Annotated in this window: 17 protein-coding genes and 1 riboswitch; of the genes, 8 read left to right on the forward strand and 9 right to left on the reverse strand. The window is 70.6% G+C overall.

The window, feature by feature from the left end; genetic code table 11:
* The first annotated feature begins 258 nt into the window (after positions 1-258).
* The 3 genes from ACIQ7M_RS36600 to ACIQ7M_RS36610 all read left to right on the forward strand — a co-directional run bounded on the left by ACIQ7M_RS36600 (position 259) and on the right by ACIQ7M_RS36610 (position 2,062).
* Positions 259-852 (forward strand): hypothetical protein, encoded by a 594-nt coding sequence (locus ACIQ7M_RS36600; protein WP_403652357.1) that lies wholly within the window; start codon positions 259-261, stop codon positions 850-852.
* A gap of 392 nt (positions 853-1,244) precedes the next feature.
* A complete protein-coding gene (locus ACIQ7M_RS36605; RefSeq protein WP_343325101.1) occupies positions 1,245-1,886 on the forward strand; it encodes an SIMPL domain-containing protein in 642 nt (213 codons plus the stop codon).
* A 14-nt stretch (positions 1,887-1,900) separates the two neighbouring features.
* A complete protein-coding gene (locus ACIQ7M_RS36610; protein WP_403652360.1) occupies positions 1,901-2,062 on the forward strand; it encodes a hypothetical protein in 162 nt (53 codons plus the stop codon).
* A 179-nt stretch (positions 2,063-2,241) separates the two neighbouring features.
* Here the strand turns inward: ACIQ7M_RS36610 and ACIQ7M_RS36615 are convergent, their stop codons facing one another.
* The 4 genes from ACIQ7M_RS36615 to ACIQ7M_RS36630 all read right to left on the reverse strand — a co-directional run bounded on the left by ACIQ7M_RS36615 (position 2,242) and on the right by ACIQ7M_RS36630 (position 4,324).
* The gene (locus ACIQ7M_RS36615) at positions 2,242-2,544 is read right to left on the reverse strand and encodes a hypothetical protein (protein WP_403652363.1); all 303 of its coding nucleotides are present in this window, start codon (positions 2,542-2,544) and stop codon (positions 2,242-2,244) included.
* The gene (locus ACIQ7M_RS36620) at positions 2,541-3,272 is read right to left on the reverse strand and encodes a GntR family transcriptional regulator (protein ID WP_403652366.1); all 732 of its coding nucleotides are present in this window, start codon (positions 3,270-3,272) and stop codon (positions 2,541-2,543) included. Before ACIQ7M_RS36620 ends, ACIQ7M_RS36615 begins: the two co-directional genes overlap by 4 nt.
* Before the next feature lie 7 nt (positions 3,273-3,279).
* Positions 3,280-3,504, reverse strand: a complete 225-nt coding sequence (locus ACIQ7M_RS36625) for a hypothetical protein (protein ID WP_403652369.1) — start codon at positions 3,502-3,504, stop codon at positions 3,280-3,282.
* A gap of 541 nt (positions 3,505-4,045) precedes the next feature.
* Positions 4,046-4,324 (reverse strand): hypothetical protein, encoded by a 279-nt coding sequence (locus ACIQ7M_RS36630; RefSeq protein WP_403652372.1) that lies wholly within the window; start codon positions 4,322-4,324, stop codon positions 4,046-4,048.
* Positions 4,325-4,402: 78 nt separating this feature from the next.
* Here ACIQ7M_RS36630 and ACIQ7M_RS36635 point away from each other — a divergent pair, with 78 nt between their 5' ends.
* The 5 genes from ACIQ7M_RS36635 (at position 4,403) to ACIQ7M_RS36655 (ending at position 10,599) form a co-directional block, all read left to right on the forward strand.
* Entirely contained in the window at positions 4,403-5,158 is a 756-nt protein-coding gene (locus tag ACIQ7M_RS36635) for a GntR family transcriptional regulator (protein ID WP_403652375.1), read from the forward strand.
* Positions 5,159-5,382: 224 nt separating this feature from the next.
* Positions 5,383-6,489 carry a 23S rRNA (adenine(2503)-C(2))-methyltransferase RlmN gene (gene rlmN, locus ACIQ7M_RS36640; protein WP_328671765.1) on the forward strand — a complete coding sequence of 369 codons (1,107 nt, stop codon included), beginning with the start codon at positions 5,383-5,385 and terminating at the stop codon, positions 6,487-6,489.
* Positions 6,490-6,569: 80 nt separating this feature from the next.
* Positions 6,570-6,675, forward strand: a riboswitch (TPP riboswitch).
* A gap of 76 nt (positions 6,676-6,751) precedes the next feature.
* Positions 6,752-7,849 carry a thiamine ABC transporter substrate binding subunit gene (locus ACIQ7M_RS36645; protein ID WP_386988607.1) on the forward strand — a complete coding sequence of 366 codons (1,098 nt, stop codon included), beginning with the start codon at positions 6,752-6,754 and terminating at the stop codon, positions 7,847-7,849.
* Positions 7,825-9,576, forward strand: coding sequence for an ABC transporter permease (locus tag ACIQ7M_RS36650; protein ID WP_403652380.1), 1,752 nt, complete (start codon positions 7,825-7,827; stop codon positions 9,574-9,576). The genes ACIQ7M_RS36645 and ACIQ7M_RS36650 overlap by 25 nt, the downstream gene beginning before the upstream one ends.
* A complete protein-coding gene (locus ACIQ7M_RS36655; protein ID WP_355762594.1) occupies positions 9,577-10,599 on the forward strand; it encodes an ABC transporter ATP-binding protein in 1,023 nt (340 codons plus the stop codon).
* A gap of 107 nt (positions 10,600-10,706) precedes the next feature.
* On the opposite strand, the gene ACIQ7M_RS36660 is transcribed toward ACIQ7M_RS36655, so the two are convergent.
* The 5 genes from ACIQ7M_RS36660 to ACIQ7M_RS36680 all read right to left on the reverse strand — a co-directional run bounded on the left by ACIQ7M_RS36660 (position 10,707) and on the right by ACIQ7M_RS36680 (position 15,963).
* Positions 10,707-11,351, reverse strand: coding sequence for an LAETG motif-containing sortase-dependent surface protein (locus ACIQ7M_RS36660; RefSeq protein ID WP_403652383.1), 645 nt, complete (start codon positions 11,349-11,351; stop codon positions 10,707-10,709).
* Between the two features lie 186 nt (positions 11,352-11,537).
* A complete protein-coding gene (locus tag ACIQ7M_RS36665; protein ID WP_355762600.1) occupies positions 11,538-12,653 on the reverse strand; it encodes a Rossmann fold nucleotide-binding protein in 1,116 nt (371 codons plus the stop codon).
* 348 nt (positions 12,654-13,001) lie between these two features.
* The gene (locus tag ACIQ7M_RS36670; RefSeq protein WP_355762603.1) at positions 13,002-13,409 is read right to left on the reverse strand and encodes a VOC family protein; all 408 of its coding nucleotides are present in this window, start codon (positions 13,407-13,409) and stop codon (positions 13,002-13,004) included.
* 119 nt (positions 13,410-13,528) lie between these two features.
* Positions 13,529-15,244, reverse strand: a complete 1,716-nt coding sequence (locus ACIQ7M_RS36675; RefSeq protein WP_403652388.1) for a hypothetical protein — start codon at positions 15,242-15,244, stop codon at positions 13,529-13,531.
* Complete coding sequence (locus tag ACIQ7M_RS36680) at positions 15,226-15,963, reverse strand: ATP-binding cassette domain-containing protein (protein WP_355762608.1); 738 nt, start codon at positions 15,961-15,963, stop codon at positions 15,226-15,228. The genes ACIQ7M_RS36675 and ACIQ7M_RS36680 overlap by 19 nt, the downstream gene beginning before the upstream one ends.
* Positions 15,964-16,176: the final 213 nt, after the last annotated feature.

Here is a 16,176-nt window from a genome sequence, read left to right on the forward strand (position 1 = left end):
CAGGCCGCCGAGCGATGCCACGACCCATCCTCACAGTCGTTCGTCCGGCAGGGCGCTCCACCTTGACGCCCTGAACCACGCCCGCTCCACGGTGTGTGGGTCGACGGCAGACGGGATGGGAGCCGGGGTGAGTGGTGGGGAAGGGCGACTGGACGGCTTAAAAGGTTGTCTTGACTGGCTGCGAGAAGGGGTAGGGCAGGGAGCCGAACCAGGGTTCTTTCTCTGTGCCATTCGATCGGATTGAGCAGACTGCGTCGCGTGAGCGATCATGGCGTGGTGGACACGGATTATGGGGCGGTGCTCGCGGATTCGGACCGGGAGCCGTGGGGATTCGTTCCTCGCCAGATGGTTGGACCGCTGAGCTTCGGGGTCGATCGATATGAAGCGGTCACGATCATGGCGGGGCATGGCTTTGTCTCCGAGGAGTGCGAGATCGAGCGCTGGAACCCGCAGCGTGCGCAGTGGCGAGTCGAGTTCCGCAGGGCCGAGTCGGACGAGCGTCGGCCTGCCGTGAACTGCTACTTCATCGAAGGTGTGGGTTTGACCTGCGTGCTCGTCGATGGGCTGCGTGGTCCCCAGGTCACGTGTGAGGGGATCCGCCTGATCGGCCGCGTGCCGGTCGAGCTGGACGCGGAGCTGGAGACGTGCGCTGTAGAGCGGGACTTGAGTTGGTGGTATTGCCCTACGGGCTACATATGCTGGGCCGACTTCTCGTTCGAGAGAGGCGCGCAGTTCGCTGGCGATACGCTCTTGAGCTGGGCATCGTTTGGCAAACCCGGGGAACTCGCGCATGGTTCCTGGGACATCGCTCCGGCAGAGGTCCGGCACTACGGGTGGTCCCCCTGGTACTGAGGAACAGCTGAGAGCTGGTCCTATTGGATAAGTCGGCGATAGCAGATGAGGGTGCCAGCGATGCCGGCGAAGGCGAGGAAGCACTCGGCCTTGCGCTCGCCCTCGCTGCGAGCGGAGGTGCCGTGATCCTCGTTGGCGGCGCGGTCCTGGCCTCGCTGCTGCTCGCCGTCTAGAGATCGCCAGACGACGTGCCTCTCGTGCCCGTTCGGTCGGGGAACAACGGGGAACCACGGTCGTTGGCGGGCAGCAGGCACGAGAACGGCCCCTGACCGATTTACCTAGTCAGGAGCCGTTCACCTGCGGTGGGTGTGGGATATGAACCCACGGTGACTCGCGCCACGACGGTTTTCAAGCCTGTTGCGGCGGTGGGACGTTACTGATTCGATCCTCGAATGGCAGAGATCAAGGAGCCCTGGGGGCTCAGCGTGCTCGGTGCAGGGAACGTGTCGGCGGAGCCCCGGCTCGCCCAGGCGAAACTTGCGGTTGACCTCGTGGCGCCGACACCCAAAGAAGCCTTTGAACAGGCTGGAGCAGCAGTTGTCAGGCTGCGTACTGTGCTGCGAGAGCATGGAATACCCGACTCCGACGTATCCGGATCACGCCTCGTCCTCAAGTCGGAATTCAAGGGCTACGGCGCGGACCGGACGTTCCTGGGCTATCGCTGCGAGGCGACGTACACCGTGCAGACTGAAGCCCTTGATCGGCTCGAACTTCTGATAGAGGACGCCGTCCGGGCTGGCGCCAACCGCGTCGACGAGGTGCACTTCGACGTGCTTGACAAGCCCGCGCTCCGGGACGAAGCCCGCCGCAGGGCAGTCGGGGCTGCGCGACGCAAGGCTGAGGTCTACGCGGATGCCTGCGGTGTGCGGCTTGGCCCTGTAGTGCATATTCAGGACGTTGACCCGGAGTCGGTCGGGCTACGCAGTCATGGGAGTCGCCTTGGAGGCGATCCTGAATCTGACGGTGTCTTCGCTCCTGGGTCGGTACGCGTCGAGGCCGCTGTGTTGCTCGGATTCAGCTTGCTACCCGACTAGGATCTTTCGAACCGATGCTCCAGGCCGACGAGAAGAGCCACGCCCGCGAAGACAGCGCATGGCGGCTGACACCAGCGGCTGACACCAACGAGCGCGAACAGCAGCGGTCGGCGCCGGACCTCAGTGGACGATCCACCGAGGCGCAGACCCGTCGGCGCACCCTCCGTCGTGGCTGACTTTCGTCGGCTGAGGTTCAGACAGCCGCAGGAAGGGGTTCGTCACCTCGTCGGTGTGCGATGTGTTCTGGAACGGCCGACCAGCGCGAGGGGGAGGGGAGCCTGGTCGATCTTAGGGCTCCCCTCTTCGTGCAGAAGGAATGAGCGTCAGCTACAGGCTCCGTTGTGCGAACGCTTCTTCAGATGCTGGTCCGTTCGTTCACCGTCAGCAGGTGGCCGCGGCTGATTGCGACGCGGAGGACGTCTCGTAGGGCTCCGGTCAGTTCCTTGGCCAGTCGGCGCTTTTCCTCCGGGTCCGCGTCCTGGTCGTCGAGTGTTTCGGAGGCTCGCTCCAGCAGCTCTTCGGCCGTGCCGAGTTGGACCGATTCGATGTTGTCCGCCAGGCGGGACATGAAGCCGTCCCGGTCGTCGGTGCTCAAGTAGCAGGGGTTCCCGCCGGGGCCCGACCACGGGAGGAGCCGCAGTTCGCCTTGTGCCGTCATCCTTGCGTCTGCCTCTCGTCGATCACGTGGTGGGTGGTGAAGACCGCGTCGATGCGGTCACCCGGGAAGACCAGCAGCGCGGCCTCGACAACACGTCCAGTGGAGTCGGTCGCGGTGCGCGTGATGGCGAGGACTGGCACGGTGGAGCCGATCCGAAGGGCCGATGCTTCGTCTGGTGTCGCTGGACGGGTGCATACCGTCTCCCGGACGGCGGTCGGCGCAGGACCAAGAACGGCGAATCTCTTGATCTCTTCTCCGTATGCGGATTCGTCGTCGAGTGCGCCGGCCGGCGCCAGGTCGCGCGGGATGTAGATGCGGGCCAGTCCGTGCGGTGACGCTTCTTCGAAGCTGAGGCACGAGACCTCGGCGACGGGACTGCCCATGGGCACATCGAGCAGGGCCATGAGATGGCCGTGCGCTTGGACCGTGGTGGTGCGAACGGTGACGCGCAGGGCCGCTTCGGCGGCGGTCCACGGGTCCAGGGTTCCCCAGCCGCCGACGTACGTGATCTTGCGAAAGGGGCGGCGGACGAAGTTGCCCTTGCCGTGGATCTTCTCGACGAGGCCTTCCCCTTGTAGTGCGGCGAGGGCGCTGCGCAGAGTCAGCGTGCTGACCTTGTACCGGTCGGCCAAGTCGGTTTCGGACGGGAGACGTTCACCGGGCTGGACGCGGCCGGTCGCGATCTGGCGGCGGAGGTCGTCGGCGATGTCGTGATGGCGAGAAGGCACGGACCGGTCACCGCCTTCTCAGTGATCGCACGGCGAGGAGCCGGCTGCGCGCGTGGATGGTCAGCAGTTCGCCCGACTCGAAGACCAGTTGCTTCGCCCCTTGGGGGAGTTGAAAGAGGTCTCTCACCCGGCAGGCACGGCCGCCGAGTTGGATGACGTCGCCGCGCTGCACGGTGGCCGCGGTGACCTCGATGCTGCCGACCAGTGCGCCGCCGGGAGCCCATGGGTTCATCGCTCCACCTCCGAGGGAGGGGTTCGGTCGGCTGTCGGGTGGCATGGGCAGTCGCACGCTTCGTAGATCACAGGAAGGCCGGCCGGTGCCGAGGCCGGGGAGGACTCCATGCAGGCGGGGTGCGTGCCGATGCGGCAGGCGGTCGAGCGGTAGGGAGTGGCCGGGTCGTCCGTGATGCGGAGATATCGGCGAGACGGCCTTGAGGACATCGAGGGCATCAGCGGACCCCCGCGAGGACCGACCACGCGTGGATCGGCAGGTGGGGAGCGACGACCACCGAGCGCGTCCGGACGCGCTTCTCCCAGGCCAGCAAGTACGGGCGGACGAGTGCGACGTCATCAGTCGCGGGCGAGTGACGGTGGTCCTCGTCGGTGGAGGCCCGATTCAGGATGACCGTCGTCGCGTCAGCGGACGCCGAGAAGGCGGAAGCGGTCGGCGGGTGGGCGGCCGTTAAGCCGCGGCGATGCCTGCCTTTTGCGGAGTGACGCGCCCTGGTGAGGGATGTGGCGCGGCGGATACGGTTGAGCACGCTGGTCAGCTCCTATCGCTGATGGCCCGGTCCCCCGACATCGCCCGTCGTGGGGACCGTTTTGCGTACGACCGCCCAGAGGGTGCGGCCGTTCAAGCTGGTGGCGAGGAGTCCGAACCGATCGGCCTCGGCCACCACGTCCAGGACCTCCCGCCATGACTCGGCGGAGATCCCGTCCGGCACCTCCGCTTCGACCGACGAGTGACGGCGGTGTTCCTCCACTCGCGTGGGAAGCCCGAGGGCGGACAGCCGGGCGGCGATGGCCGCCGCGCTAACTCCCGAAGCGGGCACAGGACAGCCTCCGTCACCAGCGATCACTTTCAGTGAAGCTAGTTAACTAGATTAGGGCTAGTGGACTAGATTTTCCATATGCCTGAGCAGCCGCCCTATCTCCGCATCGCCGACGAACTCCGGCGCCGGATCGCGGAGCACGTGTGGGAGCCGGGCGACCGTCTGCCCTCTCGCGCCCAGATCGGCCAGGAGTGCGGCGTGGGCGAGAACGTGGTGCGCCGGGCGCAGGAGCTGCTGATCTCCCAGGGGTTGCTGGAGGGGCGGGCCGGATCAGGTACGTATGTCGCCGAACCCCGGCAGCGGGTGCGAGTGGTCCGGTCGGCGGCGCGGGAGCGGCGAGACGGGTCGCCCTTCCGGGCCGACATGCGAGACATCGGCAGGGCGGGGGACTGGGAGAGCCGGACCGACGCCAAGGTGCCGGCGCCCGCCGACATCGCCGCGCGGCTCGGGATCGCCGAGGGCGAGCTGTGCGTCCGGACCACGTACGAGTTCCTGGCGGACGGCAAGCCGGTGCAGCTCTCGACGAGCTGGGAGCCGTACGACCTCACGGCCGGCTCTCTCGTCGTCCTCCCCGAGGGAGGGCCGCATGCCGGGGCGGGTGTTGTGAACCGGATGGCTGCCATCGGGGTCACCGTCAGTCATGCCGTGGAGCAGCCGGAGCCGCGGACGGCGACCGCCGAGGAGGCATCGCTGCTTGGCATCCAGAAGGCGGCGCTCGTCACGCACATCCGGCGGACGTACTACAGCGACGACGGACGGCCCGTCGAGACGGCGGACATCGTGGTGCCCGTCGCTTACTGCGAGATCGTCTACGAGATTCCGATCAATCGTTGATCGTCAGTCCATCGGGGGCGGTTGCGGGTGTTGATGCCCCGCGACCGCCCCTACTCTTCCCTGCCCTCGCTCGTGGTTGGTCAGGGGCCTCGCCCAAGATCGTCCCTGGGCCGTCCCTGGGCCGTGCGAGGTCGACAGAAGCTGCCAGGGACTGCCCAGGGGTGACCGCCCCCACCCCTCTCTGGCCTGGGGCCCCGCGGATGATCTGCGACACTGGAAGGGTTATGCCTGCACCCGGAGAACTCACCTTTGTCGCGCCGCGCGGAGCCAAGAAGCCGCCGCGGCACCTTGCCGATCTCACGCCTGCCGAGCGCAAAGAGGCGGTTGCCGCGATCGGTGAGAAGCCGTTTCGTGCCAAGCAGCTCTCGCAGCACTACTTCGCCCGGTACGCGCACGACCCCGCCGAGTGGACGGACATCCCGGCCGCCTCGCGCGGCAAGCTCCAGGAAGCGCTGCTTCCCGAGCTGATGACGGTCGTGCGGCACCTGTCGACCGACCAGGACACCACCCGCAAGACCCTGTGGCGGCTCTTCGACGGCACGCTCGTCGAGTCCGTCCTCATGCGCTACCCGGACCGGGTGACCATGTGCATCAGCTCGCAGGCGGGCTGCGGGATGAACTGCCCGTTCTGCGCCACCGGACAGGCCGGCCTCGACCGGAACCTGTCGACGGGCGAGATCGTGCACCAGATTGTCGACGGGATGCGGGCGCTGCGTGACGGCGAGATCCCCGGGGGTCCCGCGCGGCTGAGCAACATCGTCTTCATGGGGATGGGCGAGCCGCTCGCCAACTACAAGCGGGTGGTCGGCGCGATCCGCGCCCTCACCGACCCCGAGCCCGACGGGCTGGGGCTGTCGCAGCGCGGCATCACCGTCTCGACGGTCGGTCTGGTTCCCGCGATCAACCGGTTCGCGGACGAGGGCTTCAAATGCCGGCTCGCGATCTCCCTGCACGCCCCGGACGACGAACTGCGCGACACCCTCGTCCCCGTGAACACACGGTGGCAGGTGCGCGAGGTGCTGGACGCCGGCTGGGGATACGCGGACCGGTCCGGGCGCCGTCTGTCCATCGAGTACGCGCTGATCCGCGACATCAACGACCAGGCCTGGCGAGGCGACCGGCTCGGCCGGATGCTCAAGGGCAAGCCCGTCCACGTCAACCTCATCCCGCTGAACCCGACCCCGGGCTCGAAATGGACCGCGTCGCGGCCCGAGGACGAGAAGGCGTTCGTCGAGGCGATCGCCGCCCACGGCGTCACGGTCACCGTCCGGGACACCCGTGGTCAGGAGATCGACGGAGCGTGTGGTCAGCTCGCCGCGACCGAGCGGTAGTCTGAACCGAGTCGGTTTGTTTCGTCATCTTCGTCGTTCGATGTCGTGATGACCCGGCATCCTCACCGTCCGACATCTTCATATTCCGACAGGGGAGCGCCACAGCGCTGAGAGTGCGGGACAGACCGCAGACCCTCTGAACCTTGCCCAGGTCATTCTGGGTAGGAAGTTCGGTCATTACTCAAGCTGTTGCGCCCTGCCCGGGAACCGTCAGAGGTCCCGGGCAGGGCCGCGTCTCTTCCTGGTCACCCAGGAGGAATCAGTGATCACCAACACCAGCGGCGGCAGACGACTCGCGGTCACGGCCGTCGGGCTCGGTCTCGTCGCGCTGCCCGTGCTGTCCGCGTGCGGCTCGTCCGACGCCACCGGCTCGGGCGACTCGAAGACGATCACGCTCGTCAGCCACGACTCGTGGCTCGTGTCGAAGAGCGTCCTGGCGGACTTCGAGAAGCGGTCCGGCTACAAGGTGCGCGTCCTCAAGGACGGCGACGCCGGGCAGGCCGTGAACAAGGCCATCCTGACCAAGGACAACCCCCAGGGCGACGTCTTCTTCGGCGTCGACAACACCCTGCTCTCCCGCGCGCTCGACAACGGGCTCTTCCAGCCGTACGAGGCCAAGGGCGCGGACCAGGTCCTGCCGGAGTACCGGACCGACCAGGACAAGCACCGGGTCACGCCCATCGACACGGGCGACATCTGCGTCAACTACGACAAGGCCTGGTTCAGCGAGCACAAGCTGACGCCGCCGCGTTCCTTCGACGACCTGGCCAAGCCCGCGTACAAGAACCTCCTGGTCACCGAGAACGCCGCCACCTCCTCGCCCGGCCTCGGCTTCCTGCTCGGGTCCGCCGCGCACTACGGCGACGCGAACTGGCAGGACTACTGGAAGAAGCTCAAGGCCAACGGCGTCAAGGTCGTGGACGGCTGGGAGCAGGCCTACAACGAGGAGTTCTCGGGGTCCGCCGGCGGCAAGAAGGCCAAGGCCGACCGGCCGCTCGTCGTCTCGTACGCCTCCTCGCCGCCCGCCGAGGTCATCTACGGCGACCCGAAGCCCGCCACGGCCCCGACCGGCGTCGCGGACGGCACCTGCTTCCGGCAGGTCGAGTACGCGGGCCTGCTCAGCAACGCCAAGAACGCCAAGGGCGGCAAGGCGCTCCTGGACTTCCTGCTCACCAAGGAGTTCCAGGAGGACATGCCGCTCAACATGTTCGTCTACCCGGTCCGTGAGGGCGCGCGGGTGCCGGCCGAGTTCACCCAGTACGGTCCGCAGGCCAAGGATCCCCAGACCCTGACGCCCGCGAAGATCGCCGCCGACCGCGACCAGTGGGTCAAGTCGTGGACCTCGCTCGTACTGAAGTAGCCGCCGACGGGACGGTGAAGGCCGGCGGTCCCGAGAGGACCGCCGGACCGGCCGGGCCCGGTGGGCGGGACCGCGCCGACCGGGCTCCGCGCCGGGCCCGCGGGCAGAACGCGGCGCGGTTCGCCCTGATGGCGCTGCCCGTCGCGTTCTTCGCGGTCTTCTTCGCCTATCCCGTCGCCGCGATCGTCTCGCGCGGGCTCCACGTGGACGGCGGCTGGCAACTGGGCCGCGTCTGGGACGTCGCGACCCGCTCCGACATCCGGCACGTGCTGTGGTTCACCACCTGGCAGGCGCTCGCCTCGACGGCGCTCACGCTGCTGGTCGCGCTCCCCGGCGCGTACGTCTTCGCCCGCTTCGACTTCCGGGGCAAACAGATCCTCCGGGCCGTGGTGACGGTGCCCTTCGTGCTGCCGACCGTGGTCGTGGGCACGGCGTTCCTCGCGCTGGTCGGCCGGGGCGGACTGCTCGACGACCTGTGGGGCGTACGCCTGGACACCACCGTGTGGGCGATCCTGCTCGCGCACGTCTTCTTCAACTACGCCGTGGTCGTACGGACCGTCGGCGGGCTCTGGTCACAGCTCGACCCGCGCCAGGAGGAGGCCGCGCGCGTGCTCGGGGCCTCGCGCCTCGCCGCCTGGCGCAGGGTGACGCTGCCGGCGCTCGGGCCCGCCGTGGCCGCCGCCGCCCTCATGGTCTTCCTCTTCACCTTCACCTCGTTCGGGGTGGTGCAGATCCTCGGCGGCCCGACCTTCTCGACCCTGGAGGTCGAGATCTACCGGCAGACCTCCGAGATCTTCGACCTCACGACGGCGGCCGTGCTGACGATCGTCCAGTTCGTCGCCGTCGGCGCGATCCTCGCCGTGCACGCGGCGACCGTACGACGACGGGAGACCGCCCTGCGTCTGGTGGCCCCCGACACCACCGCGCGCCGACCCCGTGGCGGCGGACAGTGGGCGCTCCTCGCGGGCGTGCTCGTGAGCATCGCGGTGCTGCTCGTGCTGCCGCTCGCGGTCCTCGTCCAACGGTCCCTCGACGCCCCGGGACTCGGCTACTACCGGGCCCTGGCCGACGACGACGGAGGCGTCTTCCTCGTCGCCCCGATCGAGGCGGTCGGCAACTCCCTGGAGTACGCGCTCGCCGCCACCGCCATCGCCGTGCTGATCGGCGGTCTGGCCGCAGCCGCCCTCACCCGGCGCGCCGGCCGGCTGATGCGCGGCTTCGACGCCCTGCTGATGCTGCCGCTCGGCGTGTCCGCGGTGACCGTGGGCTTCGGGTTCCTGATCGCCCTGGACGAGCCGCCGCTCGACCTGCGCGCGAGCTGGATCCTGGTGCCGCTGGCACAGGCGCTGGTCGGCGTCCCCTTCGTCGTACGGACCATGCTGCCCGTGCTGCGGGCGGTGGACGGGCGGCTGCGGGAGGCCGCTGCCGTCCTCGGGGCGTCGCCGTGGCGGGTGTGGCGCGAGGTCGATCTGCCGATGGTGCGGCGGGCCCTGCTGATCGCGGCCGGCTTCGCCTTCGCCGTCTCCCTCGGGGAGTTCGGCGCGACCGTCTTCATCGCACGGCCCGACAACCCGACACTCCCGGTCGCGGTGGCCCGGCTGCTCGGGCGCGCGGGCGATCTCAACTACGGCCAGGCGATGGCCCTTTCGACGATCCTGATGGTGGTGTGCGCGGTGGCGCTGCTGCTGCTGGAACGGGTACGGACCGACCGGACCGGGGAGTTCTAGATGCTGCTGAGCCTTGAGGGCGCGACCGTACGCTTCGGCGGGCGGGCCGTGCTCGACGCCGTCGACCTCGATGTCGCCGAACACGAGATCGTCTGCGTGCTGGGGCCGAGCGGCAGCGGCAAGTCCACGCTGCTGCGGACGGTGGCCGGACTCCAGCCGCTGGACGCGGGCCGGGTGGTGCTGGACGGACAGGACCAGGGGGGTGTTCCCGCGCACAAGCGGGGCGTCGGCCTGATGTTCCAGGACCACCAGCTCTTCCCGCAGCGGGACGTGGGCGGCAACGTGGCCTTCGGGCTGCGGATGCACGGCACGTCGAAGAGCGGGCAGGCGGCCCGGGTGGGGGAGCTGCTCGACCTCGTCGGTCTGCCCGGAGCCCGCGACCGCGCCGTCGTCTCGCTCTCCGGCGGCGAACAGCAGCGCGTGGCGCTGGCCCGTGCCCTGGCCCCGAGCCCCCGGCTGCTGATGCTCGACGAACCGCTCGGGCAGCTCGACCGCTCGCTGCGCGAACGGCTCGTCGTCGAGCTCCGCCAACTGTTCGGCGCGTTGGGCACGACCGTGCTCGCCGTCACGCACGACCAGGGCGAGGCCTTCGCGCTCGCGGACCGGGTCGTGGTGATGCGCGACGGGCGGATCGCCCAGTCCGGTACGCCCCTCGATGTCTGGCAGCGGCCCGCGGACGCCTTCGTGGCCCGCTTCCTCGGCTTCGACAACGTGGTCGAGGCGACGGTGGGCGCCGGTGCCGCCGACACCCCGTGGGGCAAGGTCCCCGTGCCCGAGGGTGCCCCGCAGGGGCCCGGAACGCTCCTCGTAAGGCCCGCCGGTGTGCGGCTCGGGGCCGCGGCGGACGGGCTGCGCTGCACGGTCGCCGCACGCACCTTCCGGGGCACGCACGTCGCCGTACGGCTGCAGCCGGAGGGCGCGCCCGCGCTGGAGGCGGCGTGCGCGCTGCGGGACGCGCCGGAACCCGGAGACGTGGTCGGGGTGGAGTTCGACGCGGGCGAGGTCGTCGTCCTCGGGGCGTGATCCCCGGGAAAGGGCCGGCGCGGCACGCCGGTCGAGCGCGGTGCCCGGACAGGCGTGTGGCCCGCCCCCTCGACGGGGGCGGGCCACACGGTCGTTCGGGAAGCGGGTCAGCTCGCCTTCGAGGCGCCACGGCGGCGCATGCCGAAGTAGACCGCTCCGCCACCGACGACGACGAACGCACCGGCGATACCGGCGATCATCGGGGTGTTGGAGTTCGCACCGGTCTCGGCGAGGTTGGACTCACCGGCGGCGGCGGACGGCTGGTTGTCGCCCGGGGTGGCCGGAGCGGCGCTGCTCTCCGAGTCGGACGGGGTCGCCGAGTCCGAAGGGGTGTCCGAGGGGGTGGACTCCGAAGGCTCCGGGCTCGCCGACGGGGACGGCGACTCCGACTTCGGGGCGCAGGCCTCGGAGGGCACCGACTTGACATCCGTGTCCGCGTTGACGCGGGTCGGGACATCGATGTGGGCCCGGTACTTGCCCCCGGGAACCCAGTCCTCCGTCAGCGTGATGGCGACGGAGGCCTTGCCGTCCTTCTGGCCGGTGACGTCTCCGGAGCCGACCTGCTTGTCTTCGAGGAAGATCGTGACGGTGGCCTTGTTGGCGGAACGGTCCGTGTCGGACACGGTGACGACGGCCTTCGCGCCGTCGCAGGAAGCAACGGCGTCGAAGTCACCGATGGTGCAAGCGAGTGCGTTGCCGGCGACGCCGAGCGCGAGCGCGGCAGAGGCGGAGGCAACGCCGAGGATTCGCACGGTACGTGCGGTGCGTCGAGATATGGACACGATTGCCCTTCACAGGTTGCGCAACTGCGGGGGGTGTGGGGGGATTTGCTGCGATCTTTCCAGCAACAACGCCCCCAGGAGTCTCACAGGTCTATAAGCGCGACCTAAGTGCTGTCAATGCGTAGGCGCTGCCTCGTTGTTGGCTTTGCCGAGTTGTTAGCGTCCCAGGTGTTTGAGTGCTTCCGGAGCGTCATCGACGCCGTCGACGAGGGCGATCCGCGACTCCATCGCCCGTTCCCTGGCCAGCGACGTGAGCAGTCCCCAGGCGGGGTACTTCTCGGTCCAGTGCGTCCGGTCGACCAGGACCATGGGGGTCGGCTCGCCCCTGGATCCGTAGTAGTTCGGGGTCGCGTTGTCGAAGATCTCCTGTACGGTCCCGGCGGCGCCCGGCAGGAAGACGACCCCCGCGTTCGAGCGGGCCAGCAGCCCGTCCTCGCGGGTCGCGTTGGCAAAGTACTTGGCGATGTGCGCGGCGAAGGCGTTCGGCGGCTCGTGCCCGTAGAACCAGGTGGGGATGCCGACCGAGGGGCCGCCCGAGGGCCAGCGCTCACGTATCTCGAACGCCGCGCGCGCCCAGTCGGTGACGGAGGGGGTGAACGACGGGACGGCGGCCAGCATGCGCAGGGCCTCGTCGAGCATGCCGTCGTCGAACGGGGCCGCGTACGCGCCGAGGTTCGCCGCCTCCATGGCGCCGGGGCCGCCGCCGGTGGCGACCATGAGACCGGAGCGCGTGAGGGTGCGGCCGAGGCGCGCGGCCCCCGCGTACGCCTCCGTGCCGCGTGCCATCGCGTGGCCGCCCATCACGCCCACGACCTGTACGCCGGTGAGGAGTTCGTCGAGCGCGTCCGAGACGGAGTCGTCGTGGACCGCGCGCACCATCGACGCGAAGATGTCGCCGTCGGCCTTGGTCCGCTGGAACCAGGCGTACGCGCGGGCGTCGGGTGTCGACTCGTACCCCGCGTCGAGCGAGGCGAAGAGCTCGTCGGGCGAGTAGAGATGACCCCGGTAGGGGTCGAGGGGGAGGCCCGGTACGGGCGGGAAGACGAGGGCGCCGGAGAGCCGGACCCGCTCGGCCGCCTCGGACTCCATCGGGCAGCCGAGGAAGACGGCGCCGGCCGTGTCCACGGACAGGAGGTCCGCCGTACGGGCCGTCAGGTCGACGGCCTGGACGCGGAACCCGGCGAGTGAGCCGGCCGTCGAGACGACCTCGTCGAACTCGGCGAGGGATTCGATCTCGCGGTCGTGCGGGGCGTGAAGGGGGGTTGGCAGCATCCCGCCCATGCTAGGGGCTGCCGCCCGGGGGACACCGGGGTTTGGACCTCCGCCCCGCTCCGGCCCCCGGGGTTGTTCCGGCCTTCTTTCGCCCCCTCCGCCCCTGCCCGTCCCGACCTCGGGGCTCCGCCCCGGACCCCGCTCCTCAAACGCCGGAGGGGCTGAAATTCGCCCCTGAGGGCTGAAATTTGCCCCTGTGAGGCGGGGGGGAGGAGGGGCTGAAATTTGCCCCTGAGGCTGAGATTTGGCCCTGGGAGGTGGGCTGGAGGGGAGGGAATTTGTCGCGCAGCTGAAAGGGGGGCGGGCGCGCGGACCCCTGTGCCGCGCGCCCGGCTCGGTGAGTGGGGGTCAGCCCTGGACCGCTGCCGGGTCCATCCACATGACCTCCCAGGTGTGGCCGTCCAGGTCGTCGAAGGCGCGGCCGTACATGAAGCCCTGGTCCTGTGCCTCGCCGGTCCCCGAGCCGCCCGCCGCGATGGCGGCGTCGACCAGCTCGTCGACCTTCTCGCGGCTCTCGGCGCTCAGACACAGCAGCACCTCGCTGGTCTTCGTCGCGTCCGCGATCTCCTTCTTGGTGAAGTCCGCGTAGCGCTCCTTGCCGAGCAGCATCGCGATGATCGTGTCGCTGATCACCACGCAGGCGCAGTCGTCCGTGGAGAACTGGGGGTTGATCGAGTAGCCGAGCTCCGTGAAGAACTTCCTCGAGGCGGCGACGTCGGACACGGGCAGGTTCACGAAGATCATCTGCTGGTACATAGAAGGTTCTCCCGTCGGTGGTGTGCCGTTCGCAGGGATAGACCGGGGGTCCGCCCGGAACTCATCGCCCGGCGCGGACCCCTTTTCCCGAACATCGCGCGGAGTGCTCCGCGGGCCGGTCAGCGGATCAGGGGAAGCGCGGCCAGTTCGGCGACCGCCCAGGTCAGCGGGGCGAACGCGACGAATAGCGCCCCGGCGCGCAGGGCCGCCGCGCCGCGCAGCAGGGTGGCGGGCGCCCCCAGCCGCAGCAGTGCCGCCGTGGTGTCGGCCCGGGCCTGCCGCGCCTCGACGGCGGCGGTCGCCAGCGTCAGCAGCGTGCACCCGGCGACCAGCAGCGCGCCCAGCGTGGTCAGCGGACCGAAGGCGGGCCGGGCGCCGGTGTACAGCGTCGTCATGGCGAACACGCCCGACGCCACCGCGCACACCACGCCCAGCGGCTGCCCGATACGCCGCGCCTCCGACTGGAGCACCCGCCCGGCCAGCAGCCGCAGCGCGCCGGGACGTACGGCCTGGAGCAGCCATCCGCACAGATAGGTGATCGCGGGCCCGGCGAGGGCCAGACCGACCGCCGTCAGCACCCAGCCGAGCAGCACCCCGGCCGGACCGCCGACGAATCCGCCGGGCAGCCACAGCGCGGTGGCGGGTCCCGAACGGCTCGCGTACGTCTCCACGGCCAGCCCGGCCGCCAGCGTGGCCGCGCCCCAGGGGAGCCCGTTCGGGTAGCCCGGAGCGGGCGGCAGCCCGCCGGAGCCGGCCTCGGCGACCCGGCGCGGGTCCGGGCGCGCCCCGGGCACCCCCGCGACCTCGTACGGCGGACGGGTGTCCCCGTACACCGCGTCCATGTCGATGTCGATGTCCATGTCCACGAACGACGGCAGGTCCGTCCGCTCGTACGTGGCGGGCGTCCCGTGGGCGACCGCGGCCCGGCGGTCCTCCGCCGCCGTCGTCCCGGTCTCCCCGGAAGCGAACGCCTCGGCGGTCCAGTGGAAGTCGGGGCCGCCGGAGCCGTTCGGGGAAGGGGCCGGCGCGTCGGGTCCCGGCGGGGCGCCGCCGTCGGCGGCCGCCGACGCGTCCTGGAACCCGTCGCCCGTACCGGTCACGGTGAGACCCCCGCTCGTGCCGGTCACGGTGAGACCCTCGGCCGGGCCGGCCGTCGCGAGGCCCGTGGGCCCGCCGGGCCCGGTGAACGGCGCGGGCGTGGCGGGGATGCCGCCCGCCGGCCGTCCGGTACCGCGCACGGCGGTCCGTGGATTGCTCGCGACGGCGTTCTGCCGCGCCGACATCCAGGTGCGGCCGTACGACCACGCGGCGCGCACCGGACGGCCGCCCCGGGGACGCAGGGAAACGGCTGCCGCGCCCGAGGCCGCGACCGGCACCAGGGCGAGCAGCGTGAGCGCCGCAGGCAGGGGCAGCGACCGGCCGGAGGCGAGGAAGTCCGCCGCGGCGCCGCCGAAGGGGACGGCGGCCAGGTCGCCGCGCAGGTGGAGGAAGAGGAGCAGGGCGAGGAACGAGCCGAGGAGCGTGGACAGGGCGGTGGTGGCGGCGGAGATCGCCATCAGCCGGCCGGGCCCGAGACCGACGGCGGACAGGCCGGGCCGGGGCCGGGTGGCGGGGTCGGTGCGGGCGACCGCGACGGCGAAGTAGACCGTGGCGGCGAGGGGCACGACGCACCAGGCCAGGCGCAGCGCGCCGGCGGCCGAGGCGTCCGGGTGGCTCATCGCGTAACCCAGCGTGCACAGCAGCAGGAACCCGGTGCCCGCGGAGGCGGCGGCGACCAGGAGACGGCGGAGCTGGACGAGGGGGTGGCCCCCGCGGGCTAGACGGAGAGCGAGCACGCGGCCCGGCCTTCCGCCTCGGTGACGGGGGGCAGGTGGACGGTGTTCACACGCCGTCCGTCGAGCAGCGACACCGTGCGGTCGGCGAGGGCCGCGGTGTCCGGGTCGTGGGTGGCGAGGACGGCGGTGATGTTGTGCGAGCGGGCGGCCGAGGTGAGCGTGCGCAGCACCTGGGTCTGGTCGGCGCGGTGCAGCGGGGCCGTCGGCTCGTCGGCGAACAGCACGGTGGGGGTGGGGGCGAGGGCGCGGGCGACGGCCACCCGCTGCCGTTCGGCCTGGAGCAGGGCGTGCGGGCGCTTGCGGGCGCAGCGGCCGACGTCCAGGCGTTCCAGCCACTCCAGGGCGGCGGTCTTGGCGGCCCGGCGGGTCCAGCCGCGCAGCATCAGCGGGAGGGCGGTGTTCTCCCAGGCGTTCAGCTCGGGGATCAGGGTGGGGACCGGGTCGATCCAGCCGAACCGGTCGCGGCGCAGCCGCTCGCGGGTGAGCGGGCCCATGGTGTGCACGGGCGTGCTGTTGAACCAGACCTCGCCCTGCTGGGGCAGGAGCTGGCCGGACAGGCACCGCAGGAGGGTCGTCTTGCCGCTGCCGCGCGGGCCGCAGACGGCGAGGATCTCGCCCTCGCGGATGCCGAGCGAGACACCGCTGAGCGCGGGCGAGCCGTTGTGCTTGACGTGCAGGGCGCGCGCCCAGAGCACGTCGTTGTCAGGCGGGGCCACCATCGCGTACACCTCGTTCCGAGCTGATGTGCCGTGCCCGGCGATCTCTTCGAGGTCGCTCGGTCCCCCGGACGGGGGAACGAAGGCAGGGCCGATCGGTCACAGGGCACGCTAAGGAGTCGAGGCCGGGAGGCCGGACAGCACGCGGCCCCGGGCCGCCCATTCTCACTCGAACGGGCGCCACCGGGGCCGGTGTTGATCAGTCGGACGGAAGAC

Source organism: Streptomyces sp. NPDC096324 (assembly GCF_044763015.1).
Classification (GTDB): domain Bacteria; phylum Actinomycetota; class Actinomycetes; order Streptomycetales; family Streptomycetaceae; genus Streptomyces.

Bases quoted from the DNA above. Each gene is read 5' to 3' on its own strand.
- ACIQ7M_RS36605 (WP_343325101.1), top strand. From the start codon at position 1,245: ATGGCAGAGATCAAGGAGCCCTGGGGGCTCAGCGTGCTCGGTGCAGGG.
- ACIQ7M_RS36610 (WP_403652360.1), top strand. From the start codon at position 1,901: ATGCTCCAGGCCGACGAGAAGAGCCACGCCCGCGAAGACAGCGCATGG.
- ACIQ7M_RS36615 (WP_403652363.1), bottom strand. From the start codon at position 2,544: ATGACGGCACAAGGCGAACTGCGGCTCCTCCCGTGGTCGGGCCCCGGC.
- ACIQ7M_RS36625 (WP_403652369.1), bottom strand. From the start codon at position 3,504: ATGAACCCATGGGCTCCCGGCGGCGCACTGGTCGGCAGCATCGAGGTC.
- ACIQ7M_RS36635 (WP_403652375.1), top strand. From the start codon at position 4,403: ATGCCTGAGCAGCCGCCCTATCTCCGCATCGCCGACGAACTCCGGCGC.
- rlmN (WP_328671765.1), top strand. From the start codon at position 5,383: ATGCCTGCACCCGGAGAACTCACCTTTGTCGCGCCGCGCGGAGCCAAG.
- ACIQ7M_RS36655 (WP_355762594.1), top strand. From the start codon at position 9,577: ATGCTGCTGAGCCTTGAGGGCGCGACCGTACGCTTCGGCGGGCGGGCC.
- ACIQ7M_RS36665 (WP_355762600.1), bottom strand. From the start codon at position 12,653: ATGCTGCCAACCCCCCTTCACGCCCCGCACGACCGCGAGATCGAATCC.
- ACIQ7M_RS36670 (WP_355762603.1), bottom strand. From the start codon at position 13,409: ATGTACCAGCAGATGATCTTCGTGAACCTGCCCGTGTCCGACGTCGCC.
- ACIQ7M_RS36680 (WP_355762608.1), bottom strand. From the start codon at position 15,963: ATGGTGGCCCCGCCTGACAACGACGTGCTCTGGGCGCGCGCCCTGCAC.